Here is an 18,747-nt window from a genome sequence, read left to right as displayed (position 1 = left end):
GCGGCCCGTCCTGCCCCGAAGAGCTCGTGTGCGCTTGTGTCTTGCTCATGCCAGTCGCTTTATGATTGCTGCCGTAAAGTCCTTGGTCGACGCTTTGCCACCGAGGTCGCCCGTCTTGATGTTTTCGGTATTGAGCACCGCATCAACAGCGGCGCGGATGGCATTCGCCTTTCCCCCCTCGCCGACATGGTCGAGCATCAGGCAGGCGGCCAGCAGCAGCGCGGTCGGATTGGCGATGCCCTTGCCGGCGATGTCGGGCGCCGAGCCGTGCACCGCCTCGAAGATCGCCGCATCGGGACCGATATTGGCGCCGGGCGCCATGCCGAGCCCGCCGACCAGACCGGCGATCTGGTCGGAGAGGATGTCGCCGAACAAGTTGGTGGTGACGATGACGTCGAACTGCTCCGGCTTCATCACGAGTTGCATCGCGCAGGCATCGACGATGCGCTCGTCCATCGCGATGCGGCCTTCATACTCCTTGGCGATCTCCTTGCCGGCGTTCAGGAAGATACCGGTCAGCGCCTTCAGCACATTCGCCTTGTGCACGACGGTGACTTTCTTGCGCCCGTTCGCGAGAGCGTATTCGAAGGCGTATCGAATGATCCGGCGGCACTCCGCCTTTGTGTTGATGCCTTGCGAGATCGCGACCGCCTCCGGGTCGTCTCCGACCGCGATGAAGTGCTCGAAGGCGACGTAGAGCCCTTCGAGATTCTCGCGGATGAGGACGATGTCGATGCCCTCGTAGCGCCCGCCGGGGGTCAGCGTCTTGGCCGGACGCACATTGGCATAGAGGCCGAAGGTCTCGCGCAGGCGGACATTGACGGAGCGGAAGCCGCCGCCGACCGGGGTGGTCAGCGGGCCCTTCAGCGCCAGCTTGGTGCGGCGGATGCTGTCCAGCGTAGCCTGCGGCATCGGCTCGCCGCCATTGTCGATGCCGGCCAGGCCGCCGAACTGGCGATCCCAGGCGAAGGGCGCCTTGGCGGCCTCCAGGATCTGCACGACGGCTTCGGTGATCTCGGGGCCAATGCCATCGCCCGGAATGAGCGTGGCGGGAATGGTTGTCGTCACGCTTTCCCTCCCAATCGAAAGTGAAATTTTCAATATTGCGACGTCTTCAGGCCGCGATATCGCGCAGGACGTACTGCAGGATGCCGCCGTTCTTGAAGTAATCGAGCTCGTCCAGCGTATCGATCCGGCAGAGCAGCGGGACGTTCTTCACCGTGCCGTCGGCATAGGTGACCTTGGCCGTCATCATCTGGCGCGGCTTGATCGTCTCCAGGCCGTCGATCTCGACGGTCTCGTCGCCCTTCAATCCCAGGCTCGCCCAGGAGGTCCCGGGCTCGAAAGTGAAAGGCACCACGCCCATGCCGACGAGGTTGGAGCGGTGGATGCGCTCGAAGCTCTGGGCGATCACGGCCTTGACGCCGAGCAGATTGGTGCCCTTGGCCGCCCAGTCGCGTGAGGAGCCGTTGCCGTATTCGACGCCGGCAAAGATCACCAGCGGCACCTTCTCCTGCTGATACTTCATCGCCGCGTCGTAGATCGGCAGTTCTTCCTTCGAGGGATAGTGGATGGTGTAGCCGCCCTCGCGCCCGTTCGGGCCGAGCATGTGGTTGCGGATGCGGATATTGGCGAAGGTGCCGCGCATCATCACCTCATGGTTGCCGCGACGCGTGCCGTACTGGTTGAAGTCGGCGACATCGACGCCGTGCTCGGTCAGGTACTGGCCCGCCGGCGAGGTGGTCTTGATCGAGCCGGCCGGGGAGATGTGGTCGGTGGTGATCTTGTCGCCGAACAGGCCGAGGATGCGCGCGCCTTTGATGTCGCCCGTCTTGGCGAAGGTCCTCTGCATGCCGCGGAAATAGGGCGGGTTCTGGACATAGGTCGACGTGTCGTCCCAGGCATAGGTCTGGCCGCTCGGCGCCTTGACCGCCTGCCAGTTGGCATCGCCCTTAAAGACATCCGCATATTTGCGCGCGAACACCTCGCGCGTAACGTTCTTCTCGATGAACTCCTGGATCTCGGCTGAGGTCGGCCAGATGTCCTTGAGATAGACCGGCTTGCCCTCACGATCCTCGCCGAGCGGCTCCTTGGTCAGGTCCTTGGTGACCGTGCCGGCGAGTGCATGCGCCACCACCAGCGGCGGCGAGGCCAGGTAGTTCGCCTGCACGTCCGGCGAGACGCGGCCCTCGAAGTTGCGGTTGCCCGAGAGCACGGCGGCGGCGATCAGGCCCTTGTCGTTGATCGCCTTCGAGATTGGCGCCGGCAACGGGCCGGAATTGCCGATGCAGGTGGTGCAGCCGAAGCCGACCAGATTGAAGCCGATCTGGTCGAGTTCCTGCTGCAGGCCCGACCTGGCGAGATACTCGGCCACGACCTGCGAGCCCGGCGCCAGCGAGGTCTTGACCCAGGGCTTCTGCTTCAGCCCGCGCCGATTGGCGTTGCGGGCGAGCAGGCCGGCGCCGATCAGCACCGAGGGGTTCGAGGTGTTGGTGCAGGAGGTGATCGCCGCGATCACCACGTCGCCATGGCCGAGGTCATGGCCGGTGCCTTCGACCGCGTAGCGCTTGTGCATCTCGGCGGCCTTCTTGTAGTCGGCCTCCATCGCGGCGGTGAAGCCGGCGGGGATGTCCTGCAGGGCGACGCGGCCCTCGGGGCGCTTCGGCCCAGCCATGGACGGGACGACATCGCCCATATCGAGCTCGAGCGTGTCGGTGAAGACCGGGTCGGCCGAGCCGTCATGGCGCCACATGCCCTGCGCCTTGCTGTAGGCCTCGACCAGCGCGATGCGCTCTTCCGCGCGGTTGGACATATTGAGGTAGCGCAGCGTCTCACCGTCGACCGGGAAGAAACCGCAGGTCGCGCCGTATTCCGGGCCCATATTGGCGATGGTCGCCCGGTCGGCCAGCGTCATGTTGGACAGGCCGGGGCCGAAGAACTCGACGAACTTGCCGACAACGCCTTTCTTGCGCAGCATCTGCGTGACCATCAGCACCAGGTCGGTCGCGGTGATGCCTTCCTTGAGCTTGCCGGTGAGCTTGAAGCCGATCACCTCGGGCAGCAGCATGGAAACCGGCTGGCCCAGCATCGCGGCCTCGGCCTCGATGCCACCGACGCCCCAGCCGAGCACACCCAGGCCGTTGATCATCGTCGTATGCGAGTCGGTGCCGACGCAGGTATCGGGATAGGCGATCGTCTCGCCGCCGTCCTCGCTGGTCCAGACGACCTGACCGAGATATTCGAGGTTGACCTGATGGCAGATGCCCGTGCCGGGCGGTACCACCCGGAAATTGCGGAAGGCCTGCTGGCCCCATTTGAGGAACTTGTAGCGCTCCTCGTTGCGCGCATATTCGAGATCGACGTTGTGCCGCAGGGCCTTGGGCGAGCCGAATTCGTCGACGATGACCGAGTGGTCGATGACGAGATCGACCGGAACCAGCGGGTTGATCTTCTGCGGGTCGCCGCCGAGCGCGACGACGCCGTCACGCATTGCAGCAAGGTCGACCACCGCCGGCACGCCGGTGAAGTCCTGCATCAGCACGCGCGCCGGACGGTAGGCGATCTCGACGCCAGCCTTGCCCTTGTCGTTCAGCCAGCCGACGAAAGCCTCGATGTCGCCCTTGGTGACGGAGCGGCCGTCCTCGTTGCGCAGCAGGTTCTCGAGCAGCACCTTCATCGAGAAGGGCAGCTTCGAAATGCCGGCGAGCCCGTTCTTTTCCGCTTCGGTCAGATCGAAATAAGCATATTCCACATCCCCGACCATCAGGGTGCGCTTGCAGCTAAAGCTGTCGAGGGCTGCCGACATGTTCCAGGTCCCCATCTCTACAACGCCGCATCGGGTCACGCGCCGGCGAGCTCCGCCGGCACCTGTTTGGACTTGGGGTAGGATGGCTTGATCGGCTCCTGCCCTGCCGAAGCAAAGGCAACCGCACCAACATCGAAACGCCGCACCACCTGCACGAAAGATCTTACGGATCTATCGTGCGGAAGCTTCAAAGCAATGCACTCATGTATAATAGAGTCATCGCTCATATAAAAGCGCGTAGAAACGACGCCGCATCAGGCGTGCGGCCAAGCCGACTTCCTCCCAATTTCTTTATTCGACCTTGGCTCGGGTCGCCTTCGGTCGTATGTTAGAACGATAATGAGATGCGAAGCTGTCAAGAACCTGTCACCCCCTCAGCCGCTGAACGATTTGGCTGAGCCTAGGCAGAACGGTTCTCCAGACTGCCGGCGATGGGGGGATGTAGGGCAGGATGCGGATTCTATTCGTCGAAGACAGTGCGGATCAGGCCACCGCCGTGGTCGCGCGCCTGCGCCGCTCGGGATACGCGGTCGACTGGGCCAAAGACGGGGAAGAGGCCGATCAGTTCGTCCAGCAAGCCGCCTATGATCTCGTCCTGCTCGACCTGATGCTGCCCAAGGTCGATGGCGAGACCTTTCTGGGGCGGCTGAGGGCGCGAAACTCGACCGTGCCGGTCCTCGTCATGACGGCCCGCGGCGGCCTCGACGAGAAGATCCGGGTGCTCGACATCGGCGCCGACGACTATGTCGTCAAACCCTTCGACCTCAGCGAGATCGAAGCGCGCATCCGCGCCCTGCTGCGGCGGCCCCAGGGGCTCTCCAGCAGCGCCATAACGATCGGCAACCTCGTCTTCGACCTGTCGCGGCGAAGGGTCGAGATCAGCGGCCGCCATGTCCAGATCGGCCAGCGGGAATTCCGCCTGCTCGAGCTGTTCCTGGGAAACCTCAACCGCGTCCTCGCCAAGGATACCATCCTCGACCGCCTCTTTTCCTTCGACGAGCCGGCTGCACCCAATGCGGTCGAGCTCTATGTTTCGAGGCTGAGGAAGAAGCTGGCAGGCACCTCGGTCGAAATCAAGACGATATGGGGGGAAGGCTACATCGCCGAAGTCCATGACCGGACGTGAGACCTACTCCATCCGCGCACGGCTGTTCGGCCGGCTGATGCCGGCTTTCCTCGTGCTCGGGCTGGGGCTGTTCTATTACCTCCATTTCCACGCACAGCGAGCCTCGGAGCGATCCTTCGACCATCTGCTCGCAGCATCGGCGCTGTCGATCGCGGACAGCATTCAATACGACGACGGCGTCCCCACCGTCGACCTGACCCATTCGTCGCTCGCCATCATCGCCAGCCGGACCGCCAACCGGATCTTCTATCGCGTCACCGCACCGGACGGCTCACTGATCACCGGCTATCCGGAGCTTTCGGCAAAGGCGCCGCCCGCGGCCTCGCCCACCGCGGAATTCGCGGACGGCATGTTTCTCGGCGTTCCCGTGCGGATCTGCACGCTCGGGCGCTTCATCTCGGGCGGGCGGCAATCGGGCTGGGTCACGGTCGTCGTCGCCGAGACCAACGAGGAGCAGGAGCAGTTCCGCGCAGAGCTGCTGCGGTTCTCCTTCGGCCCGGCCGCCGGCATCATGCTGCTTGCCATGGCCCTGATCTGGCTGGCGGTGCGCAGCGCGCTGCGGCCACTCGATGCCATCGAACGCGCCATCGCGGCCAATGAAGCCGTCAATCTCCAACGACTCGACGTGCCGGTGCCGCACGAGATTCACCACCTTGTCACCGCCCTCAACAGCCTGATCGACCGGCTGATGGCGCTGCTGGCACGGATGCAGAATTTCATAGCCGAGTCGGCACACCAGATTCGCACCCCGCTTTCCAACTTGCGGGCACAGGTCGAAATGGCGGTCGACGAAACGGATCGCGGCTCCATCCGCGACCAGTTGCGCTCGATCCACCGCAATGCCGTCGTCGTCAGCCGCCTCGCAGACCAGCTCCTTGCCGACACCATGGTCGCCCATCGCGTCGAGGTCTCGCCGCTCGCGCCGACCGATCTGCTGGAACTCGTCGAACTGGCGATCGACGAGTTCAGCGACCGCACGAGCATGAAGGTCAATCTGCGCATCGAGACGCTGGAGGCACCGCCCTACATCCTGAGCGACGGGCAGATGCTCACCGAGGCGTTCCGCAACCTGCTCGACAATGCGCTGAAATATGCCGGCCGGGCAGAGCCGATCACGGTCCGGCTGGTGTCCGAAACCGGCCAGGCGGTGCTCTCGGTCGAGGATCGCGGCCCCGGCATCGCCGCCGACGAGCGCCCGAGCATCACCGAGCGCTTCGTGCGCGGCTCCAGCTCCGGCGACACGCCGGGAAGTGGGCTCGGGCTTTCGATCGTTGCTAACGTCATCCGCCACCATCATGCGACACTGACCTTCGAGGATCGGAAGGGAGGCGGCCTGGTCGTGAAGATGACGTTCCCTCTGAACCCGCTTGCCGAGGAGCATGCGCGATGAGATGGCAGCGGTTCCTGTGGATGGGCCTCGTCGTGATCATGGCAGGCGCCGCATCGGCTGCGGAGAAGGTCACCCGCTTCGGCCCGCCAAACGCTGCCGCGGAGCTGGTGATCTGGGGAGCGACCGACCTCGACGAACTGCGTCCGGCGATCGAGAGCTTCCTCGCCCAGAAGCCGAATGTCGCGATCCTCTATCACGACCTGCAATCGACCGTCCTCTACGAACAGATTCGAGCCGGCGTGCCCCCCGCGCCCGATCTGGCGATCAGCTCCGCCGCCGATCTGCAGATCAAGCTGGTCAATGACGGCTTCGCGCGCGATCACAAGCTGACGAAGGACATCACGCTGCCGCCCGGAGCATCCTGGCGGAACCAGGCCTTCGGCATCTCGGTCGAACCGGCGGTGATCGTCCTGCACCAGAGCCTGGCACAGCTCGGCCCGCTGCCGAGATCGCGGCCGGATCTCATCCAGTTGCTGGTGAAGCGCCCTGCCGCGCTCGACGGGCGCGTCGCGACCTATGATCTCGATCTCAGCGGCCTCGGCTACCTCTTCGCCAGTCACGACGCCGCCTACTCGACGAACTACACGCCATTGATGCAGTTGCTCGGCCGCGCGCATGTCCGGCTCTATTGCTGCACTGGCGAGATATTGGATGAGATCGAGAAGCAGACGGTCCTGGTGGGCTACAACCTGCTCGGCTCCTATGCCCTCGCCCGCAAGCTGCGCGGCGCGCCGATCGAAATCGTCCTGCCCGAAGACTACACGCTCGTGCTCTCACGCGTCGCCCTGATCCCGAGCGCTGCCAAACTTCCCGATCTAAGCGGGGCTTTCCTGAACTACCTGCTGTCGCCGGAGGTCCAAAAGCGCGTCTCCAATCTCGAGCGCTTCGGCGCGGCTTCGGTCTCGGCCGCGCATCCGATCGTGCTGAATCCGTCGCTGCTGGTCTATCTCGACCCGGTCAAGCGTAAGAAATTCATCACGACCTGGCGCGATCTCATCGGAAGTGGAGCGCGATGAAGCCCCGCACGCTTGCTTGGCAGGAAAGCACAACAGCAGCCAAAGATTTACGAGCCGGCTACGTTTCGACGATTTCGCCGACAAGCTATGAGAGCAGACGGCCTTACTGAAGGGCAGGCGAGCCAAGACCACTGTGGGCAGGACGAAACTCACCCACCCTGGCCGGATCATTCCGCTCGCCTTCCTGGCCGTGATCGGGCTCGGAACGGCAGTGTTGATGCTACCGGTTTCCCGTTCGGATCCCGGCCATGCTCCGTTCGTCATTGCGCGGTTCACAGCGACCTCCGCCGTTTGCGTGACGGGCCTGGCCGCGACCGATACCGCAACCTATTGCAGCCCGTTCGGCCAGGCCATCATTCTGGTGCTCGCACAGATCGGCGGACTAGGGATCATGACCGGCGCAACACTGCTCGGTCTGCTAGTGAGCCGTCGTCTTGGTCTATCGACACGGCTGATCGCACAAGCGGAAACACGCAGCTTGCGCCTCGGCGACGTCAGGACAGTGCTGCGCCGATGCCGTTGAAGAAGTCGGCGTTGCCGTGGGTATGAAGTCCTGATTCAGTCGTCGTCGAGCAGAGGACGGCGCGATGATGGGCGAACGGCAGGTGGCGCAGGAGGCGCTGTTCTACGAGTTCAGCCTTGAGCGCCACGTCCCGGCCGATCATTGGGTGCGAGCCATCGACCGCTTCGTCGATCTCTCTGGGATCCGCGCGCGTCTGCGGTCCTTCTACAACGAGATTGGCCGGCCCTCCGTCGATCCCGAGCTGATGATCCGGATGCTGCTCATCGGCTACTGCTTCGGCATCCGCTCCGAGCGTCGCCTGTGCGAGGAGGTCCATCTGAACCTGGCGTACGGCACCTTCAGCCGCTCCGACTTCCCCTATGACCACGGCCGCGATCTCTACACCTGCCCAGGCGGCAAGGAGCCTCACCAATATCGCAGGCGTCTCGGCGTTGGCCGCGACGGCGTCGACCCCGAAGGCTTCATGCGCTACCGCGCCAGCAAGTTCGACTGCGAGGCCTGCTCGCTGAAGTCGCAGTGCTCGCCCAACACGCCGGCGCGCAAGATCCTGCGCTCGATCCACGAGGGCGCCCGCGATATGGCCAGGGACATCGCGCAGACCGACGCCTATGTCACCTCGCGGTGCGAACGGAAGAAGGTCGAGATGCTCTCCGCCCATCTCAAGCGCATCCTGCGGCTCGACCGGTTGCGACTACGCGGACCGAACCGCGCCAGAGACGAGTTCCACCTCGCCGCGGCAGCTCAGAACCTCAGGAAACTCGCAAACGGACCGCAGTTCAGGACCGCGTGAGAGGGCGCTCAATCGACCAAATCTGGAACAAGCCGGCATCACGCTCCAAGCCGACTTTTTCAACCGTATCGACGCATTTGCACCCGGCCGCGACGGCTCTTCGACAATCTATTTTTGCTGAGGTCGTTGCTTGTTGCGTTGTGGTTGGAACAGCGAAGCGCCCTTCACGACAAGGAGCAGCGCGAAGGTCAGGACGATGATGACAAACGCGGCGGCCGCGATGGCGGGGCTGATGTTCTCGCGCAGCGAGGCGAACATCTGGCGCGCCATGGTCGTCTGGTTGGGACCGGCGACGAAAAGCGTGATCACGACCTCGTCGAGCGAGGTCGCAAAGGCGAAGACCGCGCCGGTGAGGATACCTGGCATGGCGAGCGGCAGGGTCACATTGCGAAAGACCGCGGTTGGCGGCGCACCCAGGCTCGAGGCCGCCTTCTCCAGCGCCGGATCGATGCTCGCAAGCGAGCCTGAAACGTTGACCAGCACGAAGGGCACGCAGAGCACCGCGTGGGCGACGATCACGCCAAGATAGCTGCTCGCCAGACCCATGCGGGCATAGAGGATCTGCATGCCGACGCCGAGCACGACGGCGGGCACCACCATCGGCAGCAGGAAGATCGAACGCAGCACGCCGGAGAACGGCACGAGCTCGCGCCGCAGGCCGAGCGCCGCGAGCGTTCCAATGACCGTGGCCAGCACAGTGGCGCCGGAACCGATGATCAGCGAGTTGACGATCGAGCGCTTCCAGGCATCGCTGGTTGCCAGCGTATCGAACCAGCGCAGTGAGGGACCGCTGATCGGATAGGTCAGGAAGACGCTGTCGGTGAAGGCGAGCGGCAGGATCGCGACCAGAGGCAGCAGCAGGAAGGCCACCACCAGCGCCGCAAAGGCCAGCCGCACCGCACCGAAGGCGAGCGCGCCGGGCGTGGTGGCGAGGTTCGGTGAGGCGGCGCTCATGCCTGCACCAGAGGCGTGCGCGAGAGCCGGCCATAAACGATGTAGAGCACGGTCGTCGGCACCAGCAGGAACAGGCCGAGCGCGCCGGCCATGCCCCAATTGGCCGTGCCGGTCGCATAGAAGGCGATGACGGAGGAGATCATCTGGTCGCCGGCGCCGCCGGTCAGCGCCGGCGTGATGTAGTAGCCGAGCGCTACCATGAAGACGAGCAGCGAGCCGGAGAGCAGGCCCGGCATCGCCAGCGGCAGCAGGACATGGCGGAAGGCCTGCAAGGGGCGCGCCCCGAGCGCGGCGGCCGCCGGCATCAGGTTGCGCGGAATTGCGATCAGGCTGGCATAGATCGGCAGCACCATGAACGGCAGCAGCACATGCGTCATGGCGATCAGCACGCCGGTGCGGTTGTAGATCAGGGGCAGCGAGGCATCGATCAGGCCGAGCGCCTTCAGGATCTGGTTGATCAGCCCCTGGTCCTGCAGGAGGATCATCCAGGCGGCGGTGCGGACCAGCAACGAGGTCCAGAGCGGCAGCAGCACCGCCAGCAGCAATAGGTTTCGCTTCCAGCCGGTGAGACTCGCCGCCAGCATGGCGAAGGGCAGCCCGATCGCGGCGCAGGCCAGCGTCACCTGCGCTGCAATGATGAAGGTCCGCAGCATGATCGCGCGGTTGACCGCCATATCCGGCGCGACATGCGCGATCGTGCCGTCATCGCCGCGCTTGAGATCGACGGCCGCGAGCAGATTGGCATCGGTATAGGGCGGCATGCCCCGCTTCAGCGCGAGCCAGAAGGGCGGCTGGCTCCAGCGCGGATCGATGCTCTCCAGCTTCGGGGCGGCGTCGACACCGGCATTGCGCAATGCCGTAACGGTGCGCGGCAGCAAGGTGCGGAAGCCCGCCTGCTGGCTGTTCAGGCTGCGCACCGCGTCGCCGAAGACCTCCTGCACGACCTCGGCGCGCAAATCCTGGATCAGCGCCGCCTGAACTTCCGGAGAGGGAAGGCCGTCGCCGTTCCACTGCGCGATCGCCACGGCCGTTGCCGGGAAGGCCAGGCGCACCGTGCCGCCCTGCACAGACGTCGCGATCATCATCCAGAGCGGCCAGACGAAGAACAGGCCGAGGAAGACGATTAGCGGCAGGACAAGGAGCGACGCCTTCAGGCGCGCAATGGTCATGGCGCCACCAGCGTGCAATCGTCGCGGTTGAAGCTGGCGAAAGCCTGCGAGCCGACGGGCAGCACGACATCGCGGCGCCCAGCCTTGGCGACGAGGCGCTGGCCCTGGCAGGAGAGATGCACGCGGACATGGTCGCCGTGGTAGACGTCATCCTCGACCGTGACCGGCAGCGCGTTCAGGGCTGCCGGGTCGTTGCCGAGATGCAACATTTCCGGCCTGATCGAGACGAGGGCCGGGCTGCCGGGAGTGAACCCATCGGGCGCAGCGCAGGAGACCGAGCCGCCATTGGCGAGGGCGACCGTAGCAACGTTGTCCGTCCGGGCTGAGACGGTGCCTGCGAGCAGGTTGGTCTCCCCGATGAATTCGGCGACGAAGCGCGTGCGTGGGCGATCATAAAGGCCGGACGGCGTATCGAGCTGCTCGATCTTGCCGCGGTTCAGCACCGCGACGCGATCGGACATGGTGAGCGCCTCGCCCTGGTCATGGGTCACGAAGATAACGGTCAGGCCGAGCTTGCGGTGCAGCTCGCGGATTTCGAGCTGCATATGTTCGCGCAACTGCTTGTCGAGCGCGCTGAGCGGCTCGTCCATCAGCACGACTTTCGGTTCATAGACGATCGAGCGCGAGAGAGCGATGCGCTGCTGCTGGCCGCCTGAGAGCTGCGCGGGCTTGCGATCCTGGAGATGGCCGAGCTGGACGAGATCGAGCGCGCGTGTCACCCGCGCCTCGCGCTCCGCCTTGCCGACACCGCGCATCTTCAGCGGGAAAGCGATGTTCTCCGCCACAGTCATATGCGGGAAGAGCGCGTAATTCTGGAACACCACGCCCATGTCGCGCTTGTAGGGCGGCAGCCGTTCGACGCGCTTGCCATCGACATGGATCGCGCCGCCCGTTGGCGCCTCGAACCCGGCCAGCATCATCAGCAGCGTGGTCTTGCCCGAGCCGGACGGGCCGAGCAGGCTGACGAACTCGCCTTGCCTGACATGAAGGTCGAGCGCATCGACGACTTTGGCCGTTCCAAACGCCTTGCTGACGTTTTCGAACTGGATGAACGCTGCCGAACCGGGCAAATGGAAGTCCTTCACCTGAATGGCTGGCGCGGTGCGCCAGCCATTGTGACCATACGTCTCGGTTGCGCCAAGCCTTGAGGCCTGGACTACTTGCCGAGCCAGGCGTTGAAGCGCTTGGTCAGGTCCTCGATGTTGTCGTTCCAGAAATCGATATCGATCGAGATCGCGCCCGAGAGGTTGGCAGGCGAGGTCGGCAGATCGGCCGCAAGATCGGCCGGCACGGCCGCAGCTGCGGCCTTGTTGGGCAGGCCATAGGCGATGTCCTGCGGCAGCTTCGACTGGTTTTCGGGCAGGCTCGCGAAGGCGATGAAATCCATCGCCGCATCCTTGTTCGGGCTACCCTTCAGGATGACCCAGCTGTCGACGGCGTAGATGCTGCCGGGCCAGACGGTCTTGAACTTGGTGCCCTCGGTCTTGTTGATGCCGCTGATGCGGCCGTTATAGGCCGAGGTCATCACGACCTGGCCGGACTTCAGGAGCTGAAGCGGCTGGGCGCCGGATTCCCACCAGATCATGTCGCTCTTGATCTCGTCGAGCTTCTTGAAGGCGCGATCGACACCGCCGGCGGCCCGCAGGGTCGCGTAGACGTCCTTGGCAGCGACGCCATCGGCCATCAGAGCGAATTCGAGGGCGTATTTGGGGCCGCGCCGCAGCGCGCGCTTGCCCGGGAATTTCTTGGTGTCCCAGAAATCGGCCCAGGAGGTCGGCGCGGTCTTCAGCTTGTCGGAATCATAGGACAGCATCGTCGACCAGACGATGGCGCCGACGCCGCAATCACTGACCGCGCTGTCGAGGAACTTGTCCTTGCCGCCGAGCTTGGCCCAGTCGATCTTCTCGTAGATGCCGTCGGCGCAGCCGATGGCGAGCTCGTCGGCCTCGACCTGCACGGCATCCCAGTTCGGCACGCCAGCCTTGACCTTGGCCTGCACGACGCCGACGCCGCCATCCCAGGATTCGTCGAGCACCGGTTTGCCGGTCTTGTCGGCGAAGGGCTTGAAATAGATTTTCCGCTGGGCGTCCTGGTAGTTGCCGCCCCAGGACACGACGGTGAGGTCACGCGCGGAGGCGGCCCCGAAAGCAGACAGCACCAACCCCGCCGCAAGACCGGCGGAGCCTATCACCTGTTTGAAACTGGCCATGTTGGTCTCCCTTGTGTTGCCGCCTCGAAATTCGCCCCTCGCGAACGCCGAACCAGTCCTTGCCGATCATTGGACCCCCGATCGCATTTTCGCGCCAGAGCTTCCGCAGACCTGTCCGTCGAATTCAGGCACCGATCTCCTGCAGCAATTGCGCGGGAGCCAGCCGCAGAGCGGCGGCGCGACGATGGCCCTCCAGCCCCTCGCTGGCGCTCTGGCGCATGGCAGGCGGCGCGACCGCCGCGACGCCGCGCTCGTCCAGCCATTGATGAGTGCAGGTCTTGAGATAAGAGCCGACCCAGAGACCTCCGGTATAGCGTCCGGCCGCCATCGTCGGCAGCGTATGGTTGGTGCCGCAGCATTTGTCGGAATAGACCACGCTGGCGGCGACGCCGATGAAGATCGAGCCATAATTGCGCAGTTTCCTGGCAGTGGCCTGGGCGTCGCTTGTGTGGACCTCGAGATGCTCGGCAGCGATGTGGTCGGAATAGGTCAGCATCGCGGCCTCGTCTTCGCAGATGACGATTTCGCCATAGTCGCGCCAGGCCTCGGCTGCCACGCCCGCGGTCGAGAGATTGCCGAGTTGGCGCTCGACCTCGGCCAGCGTCGCCTCGGCGAGCGCGCGGTCGGTGGTGATCAGGCCAACGCGGGTGCGCACGTCATGCTCGGCCTGGGCGAGGAGGTCGACCGCGATGGTGACGGCGTCGCCGGTTTCGTCGGCGACGACGAAGATTTCGCTGGGGCCGGCGAGCTGGTCGATGCCGACGAGCCCGAACACCTGGCGCTTGGCCTCGTTCACATAGGCGTTGCCGGGCCCGACGATCTTGTCGACGGCCGGAATGCTCTCGGTGCCGTAGGCCATGGCGGCGATCGCCTGAGCGCCACCGACGCGGAAGATGCGGTCGGCGCCGGAAAGATGGCAGCCTGCGATCATCGCCTGGTGCGCGCCCGGCGGCAGGCAGGCGATGACCTCGTCGCAGCCGGCGACTTTCGCCGGAACGATCGTCATGATCGGAGCCGAAAGCAGCGGGTAGCGTCCGCCCGGCACATAGGCGCCGACACGGGCGATCGGGATGATGCGATGCCCGAGATGCAGGCCGGGCAGCGGCTCGACATCGAGCGGCAGGATCGTGTCGCGCTGCGCCTGGGCGAAGGATCTGACGCGTTCGATCGCAAATTCGGTGTCGGCCCGGGTCTGTGGATCGAGCGCTGCGACGGCCTCTTCGCACTCCTTGGCGCTGACCTCGAACGTCTCGATATCGACCTTGTCGAACTGGCGGGAATAGTCGCGCAGCGCCGCGTCGCCTGATTGCCGTACCGCGTCGAGGATCTGCTTCACCGTCGCCTCGACCGGGGCATTGTCGCTCCATGCGCTGCGGCCGGGCTGCTTGATGTATGTCAGCCGGCTTGCAAGCTGTGGGTCGAGTTTCGTCATGAAGGGTCCGCCTGGGTCTTGGGGAAGCGCTGACATTGACGGCGCTTCCGGCGCAGCATGCAAGGCGGTGCGGTGCTCATGTTGAGGATATTCACCACTCGCGCTAGATGTGTGGGCTGGCAAAGGGGCACTCAGAGGCGAAGGGCGACCATGAAAATCGGCGACAGGCTTCGCGAATTGCGCTCGCGTCGCAAATTGAGCGTGCGCGCGGTCGCACTTCGGTCCGGGATCTCGCATTCCTCGATTTCGCTGATCGAGCGCGATCTGATCAGCCCGTCACTCGATACGCTGCATGCCGTCCTCGATGCGCTCGGTACGACCCTGTCGGGCTTTTTTCTGGATTTTCAGACTGTCTCGCCGCCGAATCCGTTCTGCCGCGCAGCAGACATGACGGAGATCGGCCGGGTTGACGCCATATCCTATCGCGTCATCGGATCGGGCTTTCCCAACCGATCAATGCTGATGCTGCACGAAACCTATGCTCCGGGGGCTGATACAGGCGAGGCCTTCTCCCATTCGGCCCAGGAAGGTGGACTCGTCATCCGCGGCGCTGTCGAGGTGACCGTTGCCGGCCGGACATCGATCCTGGAGCCCGGAGATGGTTATTATTTCGACAGCCGGGAGCCGCATCGGTTCCGCAACGCCTCGAAGGAGCCGAGCGAAATCGTGAGCGCGATCACGCCCCCCACTTATTAGGAAAGCGGGCTCACATGTCAGCTCGCTTCTTGCGAACACCTGCTAACGGGGCGGTCGTCGTCGGATAGCCCGAGAGCGAAGCCGGGCCGCGGGCCTCTTTCCTGGATGTCCGCTTCGGGGCGGAAGGCCAGAGTCCGCTTCTGGCGCAACGGAGTCCCGGTCAAGTTCGATGCGGCGACCCAGGTAACGAACAAGTCGGTTAGCTGGGCTTCCGATCTCCTACGAGTATCTCGACGAAGCGCGCCGCCAGTCGGGTCAAAGGCCGGCTCCGCACCGTCATCAGGCAAATGGTGATCGGCAATTCCGGCGTCACATCCAGCCTGACCAATCCCTCGAAGCGCTGGGCCTGGGTCAGCAGGCTGTCGATCAGGATGACATCGCCCTGGCGCGCCAGCAGATGGGCGGCGGAAATGCTGTAGGGCACGGTCATGAAGGGCGCATAGTCGAGGCCAGCCTGTTCATGGGCGCGCGCGATCAGCCACCCCAGCGGTGATTTCTCGCGATCAAAGCAGATCAGCCGCCGGCCGTGGAGCTCAGGTAAGCTGACCCGGCCGTGACGGGCCAGCGGATCGTCCTCCCGCACAAGGGCGATGATCGAGGCCTGCGCAAAGGGCGTCAGGGCAATATCGTCGGTGACGCGAGGCGAGAACATCACACCGAGATCGGCAGCGCCCTTCGACAGCTCCGTCGGGGCATCACCCATGATCAGCTCGATGCGGGCCTGGGGATAGTCCGTCACCAGCCGCCGGATCGCCTGCGCGATGAGGCCCTGGCCGATGCTGGGCGTCGATGCGATCCGCAGCGGCAAGGCGCGTCCGGACCGTACGTCGCCGACGGCTCCACGCAAGGCGTGCCATTCGTCCTCGACTTGTCCCAGCGCCGACATCAGGCCCTGGGCTTCGGGACGCAGGACGAGGCGTCCATCGCTGCGATCGAAGACCGGAACGCCGAGGGCCGCCTCGCTGCGGGCGATGATCTTGCTGACGGCCGATTGCGTCAGATGAAGCTGCCGGGCCGCCTCGACAGTGGTGCCGCATCGGTCGACGGCGCGCAGGACCGTCGCGTGAGATGGCGTCAATGCCTTCATGCACCCGCTCCTACGAGATGCTCCAGCAGGATGCGCGCAGCATGGTCGAGCGGCGCGCCGTCGCGGTGATGCGCGAAGGCTGTGACGAGGGGGCTCTCGTCGAGCGGACGGACTGCCAGCCCCTGCGTCAGGCCACTGCTGATGACGAAGCCGTCGACGACGGCGATGCCGACGCCCTCGCGCGCCAGATGGCAGGCGCTGTCCGTATGGCGGACGGTGATCGCGATTTGCTCCGACAGGCCGATCCGGCCCAGTGCGTCCTGAAAGCTGTCGGCCAGGCTGATGCCGTCGGGCCCGTAGCTGATCAGGCGCTGGCCTTCGAGGACCTCGCGCGACAGCTTGTCGTGGGCGGCGAGCGGATGCGTCTCGTCGAGCACGCAGACGAGCGGACTGCTGCGCAGCACGATATCCCGCAATCCCTCGGTCGCCATCGGGCCGTAGGAGATCGCGAGATCGACTTCGTTGGCGCTGAGGTGATCGCGGACATGGTCGAACATCACTTCGACGGCGGCCCGATCGCTCAGGTCGCGGCGCGCGCCGGCGATGGCGGGCGGCAGGATGCTGTGCGCCAGGCCCGGCACGGTCGCGATCCGCAGGCGATCGGCCATGCCGACGCGGATCATGTCGGCTTCATGATGCGCCCGGCGCAAGGCGCCGAAGGCTGGCCGCGCCAGCCGGTTCAATTCCAGCGCCTCGGGTGTCGGGGTCAGCCGCCCCTGGACGATCGCGACGAGGCTGAGATCGAGCTCCTTTTCCGCCAGGCGCAACGACTTGATCACGGCCGACTGGCTGACACCCAGCCCCTGTGCCGCTTCGCCCGTGCCGCCAAGCCGGACGAAGGCATCGACCACCTGCAGCGCGCCCAGCCTCATCCGCTCTATTCCATTTGGTTGATATGCTTGCCGAATGTTTCATTTGCGAGACTAGGCATGCCCATGGAAGGTTGCAAGCTGCCGCCGCCGAGGCAGAGCGGCCAAGATCAGGGGATATCCATGACCACATTCCGCTCCATGGTGTCGGCTGCCACGCTTGCGCTCTCCATTCTCGGTCCGGCGCTGACTGTCGCGCCCTCCAGCGCTTTTGCGCAGGGCGTTCTCAAGCTGGCGCAGACGCAGGACCTCGTCTCGCTCGACCCGATCGCGACCAGCGACAACCCGTCGATCCACGCGCAGCTGCTGATCTACGACACCCTGCTGCGCCCGAGCACGGATGCCACCAAGCTGGAGCCCGGCCTCGCCGAGAGCTGGACGGTGAGCGATGACGGCCTGACCTATAGCTTCAAGCTCAGGGCCGCGAGGTTCTCGGACGGCACGCCCGTCACCGCCGCCGACGTCGCCTTCTCGCTGAAGCGCGCCGGCAGCGACGCGTCGAGCTGGAAGCGCTTCTTCGCCGGGATCAATGCGATCGAGACGCCCGACGAGCGCACCGTCGTGCTCAAGCTCAAGACCGTGTTCACGCCGCTGCTCAACAACCTCGCTTTGTTCTCCTCGGCGATCCTGCCCCAGAAGGCGTTCGAGGTGGCGCCCGACAAGTTCTTCGAGAAGCCGATCGGCTCCGGCCCCTTCATCGTGGCGGCCTGGAACAAGGGTCAGGGCCTCTCGCTGAAGAAGAACGCGCATTACTGGCAGGCTGGCAAGCCGAGCCTCGATGGCGCCGAGATTCTCGTCCTGCCCGAAGGCAACAGCCGCGTGCTGAAGCTGCAGGCCGGCGAGATCGATGCCGCCCTCGAGATCCCGCTCAACCAGATGCAGAGCCTCGGCCGCGCCGGCACCATCAAGACCGCCGTCGCCAATGTGCTGCGCACCGATTTCGTGCTGCTGAACACCAAGAAGAAGCCGTTCGACGATGTCCGCGTTCGCCAGGCGCTGAACTACGCCATCGACAAGGAAGGCTTGGTCAAGGCTCTGCTCTATGGCGCCGGCAAGGTGGCGAATTCGCCGATGCCGCTGATGGCCTATGCCGATCCCGAGCTGAAGCCCTATGCCCATGACATCGCCAAGGCCAAGGCCCTGCTCAAGGAAGCGGGCTATGGCGACGGCTTCAAGACCACTCTACTGGTGCATTCCGGCCGGCCGCTGCACCGCCAGGTCGGCCAGGCGTTGCAGAGCGCGCTCGCGCAGATTGGCGTCACCGCCGAGATCCGCCTCGTCGAGGGCGGCACGCACTGGTCGACGACCAAGGCAGGAGACTACGAGATGGCCGTCTCCTACGCCTCCAGCGACACGATCGACCCGGACCAGATGGCCGGCTTCCTGATCGTCAACCCGGAGCGCGCCAACGCCTACCACACCGAGTGGAAGAACGAGCGCGTCAACGAACTCTACGAGAAGGAGCGCGCGACCAAGGACGGCCCGGAGCGCGGCGCGATGTTCAGGGAGATGGTCAAGCTCGCCCATGAGGGCGCGCCGTCGATCTTCCTGTTCTACCCCGGCACGCCTTACGCACATCGCAGCACTGTCAGCGGCTTCGAGGTGCTGCCGACCGGCAACTTCCGCCTCGAAGACGTCAAGCTGAAGTGAGGAGAGGGCAGCCGATGGCTGCCCTGCGCTC

At 64.9% G+C, this 18,747-nt stretch carries 16 protein-coding genes; 7 read left to right on the top strand and 9 right to left on the bottom strand.

All coding sequences use genetic code 11. The features are described from left to right. Window positions 1-45: 45 nt before the first annotated feature. On the bottom strand, window positions 46-1,068 hold the full coding sequence (locus AC1DS0_RS20135; protein ID WP_476816052.1) for an isocitrate/isopropylmalate dehydrogenase family protein: 1,023 nt from the start codon (window positions 1,066-1,068) through the stop codon (window positions 46-48). A gap of 46 nt (window positions 1,069-1,114) precedes the next feature. After that, complete coding sequence (acnA, locus tag AC1DS0_RS20130) at window positions 1,115-3,805, bottom strand: aconitate hydratase AcnA (protein WP_476816051.1); 2,691 nt, start codon at window positions 3,803-3,805, stop codon at window positions 1,115-1,117. A gap of 451 nt (window positions 3,806-4,256) precedes the next feature. Here acnA and AC1DS0_RS20125 point away from each other — a divergent pair, with 451 nt between their 5' ends. The 5 genes from AC1DS0_RS20125 (at window position 4,257) to AC1DS0_RS20105 (ending at window position 8,650) form a co-directional block, all read left to right on the top strand. Next, window positions 4,257-4,931, top strand: a complete 675-nt coding sequence (locus AC1DS0_RS20125; RefSeq protein WP_476816050.1) for a response regulator transcription factor — start codon at window positions 4,257-4,259, stop codon at window positions 4,929-4,931. Continuing rightward, a complete protein-coding gene (locus tag AC1DS0_RS20120) occupies window positions 4,918-6,321 on the top strand; it encodes a sensor histidine kinase (RefSeq protein WP_476816049.1) in 1,404 nt (467 codons plus the stop codon). The genes AC1DS0_RS20125 and AC1DS0_RS20120 overlap by 14 nt, the downstream gene beginning before the upstream one ends. Then, complete coding sequence (locus AC1DS0_RS20115) at window positions 6,318-7,337, top strand: ABC transporter substrate-binding protein (protein WP_476816048.1); 1,020 nt, start codon at window positions 6,318-6,320, stop codon at window positions 7,335-7,337. The genes AC1DS0_RS20120 and AC1DS0_RS20115 overlap by 4 nt, the downstream gene beginning before the upstream one ends. Window positions 7,338-7,470: 133 nt before the next feature. After that, window positions 7,471-7,860: a hypothetical protein gene (locus AC1DS0_RS20110; protein WP_476816047.1), complete on the top strand. Its 390-nt coding sequence runs from the start codon at window positions 7,471-7,473 to the stop codon at window positions 7,858-7,860. A gap of 64 nt (window positions 7,861-7,924) precedes the next feature. Further along, entirely contained in the window at window positions 7,925-8,650 is a 726-nt protein-coding gene (locus tag AC1DS0_RS20105; protein ID WP_476816046.1) for a transposase, read from the top strand. A gap of 108 nt (window positions 8,651-8,758) precedes the next feature. Here the strand turns inward: AC1DS0_RS20105 and AC1DS0_RS20100 are convergent, their stop codons facing one another. The 5 genes from AC1DS0_RS20100 to hisD form a co-directional block, all read right to left on the bottom strand. Beyond that, window positions 8,759-9,604 carry an ABC transporter permease gene (locus AC1DS0_RS20100; protein WP_476816045.1) on the bottom strand — a complete coding sequence of 282 codons (846 nt, stop codon included), beginning with the start codon at window positions 9,602-9,604 and terminating at the stop codon, window positions 8,759-8,761. Then, window positions 9,601-10,773 carry an ABC transporter permease gene (locus AC1DS0_RS20095; protein WP_476816044.1) on the bottom strand — a complete coding sequence of 391 codons (1,173 nt, stop codon included), beginning with the start codon at window positions 10,771-10,773 and terminating at the stop codon, window positions 9,601-9,603. Before AC1DS0_RS20095 ends, AC1DS0_RS20100 begins: the two co-directional genes overlap by 4 nt. Further along, window positions 10,770-11,843 carry an ABC transporter ATP-binding protein gene (locus AC1DS0_RS20090; RefSeq protein WP_476816043.1) on the bottom strand — a complete coding sequence of 358 codons (1,074 nt, stop codon included), beginning with the start codon at window positions 11,841-11,843 and terminating at the stop codon, window positions 10,770-10,772. The genes AC1DS0_RS20095 and AC1DS0_RS20090 overlap by 4 nt, the downstream gene beginning before the upstream one ends. Before the next feature lie 86 nt (window positions 11,844-11,929). Further along, the gene (locus AC1DS0_RS20085; protein WP_476816042.1) at window positions 11,930-12,982 is read right to left on the bottom strand and encodes an ABC transporter substrate-binding protein; all 1,053 of its coding nucleotides are present in this window, start codon (window positions 12,980-12,982) and stop codon (window positions 11,930-11,932) included. 124 nt (window positions 12,983-13,106) lie between these two features. After that, a complete protein-coding gene (gene hisD, locus AC1DS0_RS20080; RefSeq protein ID WP_476816041.1) occupies window positions 13,107-14,414 on the bottom strand; it encodes a histidinol dehydrogenase in 1,308 nt (435 codons plus the stop codon). 150 nt (window positions 14,415-14,564) lie between these two features. Between hisD and AC1DS0_RS20075 the strand changes: the two genes are divergently transcribed. Continuing rightward, entirely contained in the window at window positions 14,565-15,110 is a 546-nt protein-coding gene (locus AC1DS0_RS20075; RefSeq protein WP_476816040.1) for a cupin domain-containing protein, read from the top strand. A 199-nt stretch (window positions 15,111-15,309) separates the two neighbouring features. Here AC1DS0_RS20075 and AC1DS0_RS20070 read toward each other — a convergent pair whose 3' ends face one another. Both AC1DS0_RS20070 and AC1DS0_RS20065 read right to left on the bottom strand, forming a co-directional pair. Then, window positions 15,310-16,197: a LysR family transcriptional regulator gene (locus AC1DS0_RS20070; RefSeq protein ID WP_476816039.1), complete on the bottom strand. Its 888-nt coding sequence runs from the start codon at window positions 16,195-16,197 to the stop codon at window positions 15,310-15,312. Continuing rightward, window positions 16,194-17,069, bottom strand: a complete 876-nt coding sequence (locus AC1DS0_RS20065) for a LysR family transcriptional regulator (protein WP_476816038.1) — start codon at window positions 17,067-17,069, stop codon at window positions 16,194-16,196. The genes AC1DS0_RS20070 and AC1DS0_RS20065 overlap by 4 nt, the downstream gene beginning before the upstream one ends. 120 nt (window positions 17,070-17,189) lie before the next feature. Here AC1DS0_RS20065 and AC1DS0_RS20060 point away from each other — a divergent pair, with 120 nt between their 5' ends. Further along, entirely contained in the window at window positions 17,190-18,716 is a 1,527-nt protein-coding gene (locus AC1DS0_RS20060; RefSeq protein ID WP_476816037.1) for an ABC transporter substrate-binding protein, read from the top strand. The last annotated feature ends 31 nt before the right edge of the window (window positions 18,717-18,747 follow it).

This window comes from Allobosea sp. P4_H5 (assembly GCF_056400825.1).
Note: the sequence above shows the minus strand (reverse complement) of the source record. Positions and strands in the feature narration are given on the sequence as shown.